The organism is Methanobrevibacter sp., assembly GCF_030539555.1.
Taxonomy (GTDB): domain Archaea; phylum Methanobacteriota; class Methanobacteria; order Methanobacteriales; family Methanobacteriaceae; genus Methanocatella.
The window spans coordinates 1-3,401 of sequence record NZ_JAUNXX010000108.1 but is presented as its reverse complement, the minus strand read 5'-3'; the positions used below and the strand labels follow the sequence as shown (position 1 = coordinate 3,401).

The window sequence follows — 3,401 nt, the reverse complement described above, 5'->3', positions numbered from 1 at the left end:
ACAAATGCAATTTTACTTTTTCTAGATTCCTAAGGTCTTTAATTTTTTTAGACTAATAAGTTGTTATCCGGTCACTAAATAATTTTTAACTTGTTTTTAATCAGTTCAATAAGTTTATATTTTTATTTGTCATTTTAAATTGATCATGTTTGATTTTGAAGTTTTTGTAAGGAGGGGGACTAGTCTTTGTTTCATCGAGTTTTGAAAAGAAGTGGACTAAATTTTCATTAAATTGGACCAATTGCATAAAATTAATTTAATACTGTAAAATTGCTTTTAAAAAACTATTTATTAAATGATTTACTTTTTAATTTTAAAATTAAGCTTTATATTGCTGATTTAATAAATTTAAAGTCATGGAAATTAAAAATATTATTCTTTGTTTAATTGTTATTGTATGTAATTTGGTGAATGTTGGCAGTGATTTTGAGGAGTATGAAATTTGGAAAATAAAAATGTGCCGGTAATTAAAAAAGTGGATTTGCCGGATGAATTTGGTCATAATGCTTATAATACTATTGTTGATTTCATACAAAAGACAAGATGTCTAGATTATGAGTGGGGTTTATTGTTTGATTATGTTACTGGTGAAATTCTTAAATGTGTAAAAGGAAAAGAGGATAAAGTTAGGTTAGATTCTGCAGGTGGTGAATTTGAAGGTAAACATATTTCTTCTATTCATAATCATCCTGACCATGTCTTGTCTCCACCCTCCTATAAAAATTTTAACATTTTTTTGAGAATTCATGAAGATTATGAATTGGTTGGGGGAAGGGAGGGGTTGTGGATTTTAAAAGCTAAGGGAGTTCATGAAAATTTAATTAAGAAAGTTAGGGAAGCTTCATTTGTATATTATATTTTTACATTGTCCCAATGCAATGATTCAAAAAGATCAATTGGGGAAAATAATGAGTGTGAAGATTCATTATATGGTGGAATGTTATCAAGGTTTATTAATGATAAAAATATAAATGGTATACAATTAACTAAAAAGGAGTATGGCTCTATGAATAATGGCTCAGAAATTGATGTATTTGAGTTTGAACATTTTAAAAGGATTTCAAACCCTGATGATTTGAAATTGGTTCGCGATTTTGTGAAAAATCCTGAGTTAAAAGTTAATAAGAATGGAATTACAGAATTTTTTGCAAAAATGAATATTGAGATAAATGCCGATGAATTGGCTGATGCGATACAAAGGCATAGTGAAGAATTCTTTTAAAAAATTGGAGTTTAAATCTCCATTTTATTTTTAATTATTTTTTAAAAGACTATTTGAAATCGATTAACTGTTTTTAGAGAATCATTTAGATTTCCTTTTTACTTTTTTTCGCTTTTAGATTAAATTTAATAATTGCCCAATGCAATTTTGAGTCGTAGCAATATTTTCAGAAGTAAATTTATCCTGAAAGTAACTCCGTAAAAATAATTTCTGATAATTAAAAAATTATAAATCAATTTTCGTCAAATCATGACAATACAAAATTAAAATCCTTTTATTTAAAATCAAAAAGTAATGTTAGCAGAAACTGGATTTTAAAGCATGAGCAGGCGAAATAATAAAACAAAAAATTATTTATATATTAATCTATAAAGTTGTCAATGTGTTGGGAATATGAAATTTAGAAAAGAAATTATTATATTTTCATTGATATTGATATTCATGCTGATGTCTGCTGTCAGTGCAGAAGAAAATATAACAATTGATGACGGGTCTGATTTGGCTTCAGATTACATTGAATTGGGCTCTGATCAAAGTTATAATGAAAATGATATTGACGATAATCCTCTCCCTGAGGATAATGTTGTTGTTGATGAAAATATCTCTGAAGACAGTATTAAACAGGATACTTATCAGCGCCCATTGGACGAGAACGATGCTTCTTCAGACTATGGGTTTAAGGGCATGACCTATGCTAGCGCTTCCTTAAATAAGAATTTCGCTGTTCAAAAGCCATCTTCAAGTTCACTGTATTCAGAAGGTGACGATGCAGATGTCAAAGATGATGAATGCAGTGTTGATGGAAAGCATTCCAATTCCCAATCCCCTGATGTTATGTGTGCTGAAGCATTAAAGGATATTCCCGCTGAAAATCTTTTTGCGCAAACATACTCCAGTTACAGAGAATATTTCGATTATCTGAATTTGGATTCATTAGAACACCTGTTAGAAGAAAATAAAATTGGAGATGTTTTTAATGCCAACAGCCATATTATTGATTTTGCAAACCTTGACTCTTTGAAACATGATTTAATCAAGTTTATGGGCGCCGGGGCGAAATATGTTGATTATTCCATGAATTTAATTGATGTGGACGCATTTCTTGATATTTTTGATAAATTCATGAACTTCCCATCTACTCATGATGTGATGGCCAATATTCCATCGTCCAATTATAATCCAATGTTAAGAAACCATAAGGATTATTCCAATTATTCGGATTACAGTTTTTATCCGGATGCAGATTTAATAATAAATTCCTATGACTTGGATGATGAAATGGAATTATTTATGGAATCAGATAGTAATATTTCGGACATGCTAATTATTCAGGACAATACGGCATTAATAAATCAGACATCTGATTTAAATACAATGCCTGATGTTTGTATTGATTCATATGATATGAAATCTGATTTGCAATTATCCGATGATACAGGTTGTTTGCGCGATGCACAAGACAATTCTGATAAAACTGCAGAAATACAAAGCTTTAAATTTATCCAACAGATAAATTGCTTACCAAGCAACATATCAGAAGATATCCAACACAATTCACATCATATGATCGGATGTGAATGTACCAACACCAGCTTCACTAAACAGCATAATAGTTATGAAAATCTTCCAAAAGTTAGTGAATTCGATACCATTGCCAGTGCCGAACAAGAAGATAACCACGATCATGTTCTCTTTAAAAAATATAATGTTGATTCTCCATTTATTGTAGAAAATACTTCTATTTTTGCATTATTCGGAGTAATTGAAATCACAATCCCTTAAAAAAATTTTAGGGATTTTCCCGCTGTTTTTATAAAATATTTAAATTAATGAAAAATACTTTTTATTGATTTTAAATATTAGGAATAATTTTTTTAGCTCGGATCTTATTGTTTTTTATAAAAATAACTATGCTAAAAAATTGCATTTAAATATTGAAAATAATTTCCTTTAAAGCTAAAAACATTATTTCTAGTTTTTAAAGAGAATTAGGAATAAAAATTAAAATCGAGGTTTAATAAAATGAAATCTAAAACTAAAATAATTATATTTTCATTGGTTATCCTGTTGCTGTCAGTTTCAGCAGCAAGCGCACATGAAAATATACTCGCAGATGGAAACGAAGCAATAAATGATGATGTGATAAGTATTGATAATTTTGATGATGGTTTGGACGATT

2 protein-coding genes are annotated in these 3,401 nt (G+C 28.9%); both read left to right on the top strand.

Annotated elements, in window-relative coordinates:
• Positions 1 to 442: 442 nt before the first annotated feature.
• Positions 443 to 1,222, top strand: a complete 780-nt coding sequence (locus Q4Q55_RS10060) for a hypothetical protein (protein WP_303372670.1) — start codon at positions 443 to 445, stop codon at positions 1,220 to 1,222.
• A gap of 393 nt (positions 1,223 to 1,615) precedes the next feature.
• Positions 1,616 to 3,004: a hypothetical protein gene (locus tag Q4Q55_RS10055; protein ID WP_303372669.1), complete on the top strand. Its 1,389-nt coding sequence runs from the start codon at positions 1,616 to 1,618 to the stop codon at positions 3,002 to 3,004.
• The last annotated feature ends 397 nt before the right edge of the window (positions 3,005 to 3,401 follow it).

Coding starts and splice junctions, on each gene's coding strand:
- Q4Q55_RS10055 (WP_303372669.1), top strand. CDS start 1,616: ATGAAATTTAGAAAAGAAATTATTATATTTTCATTGATATTGATATTC.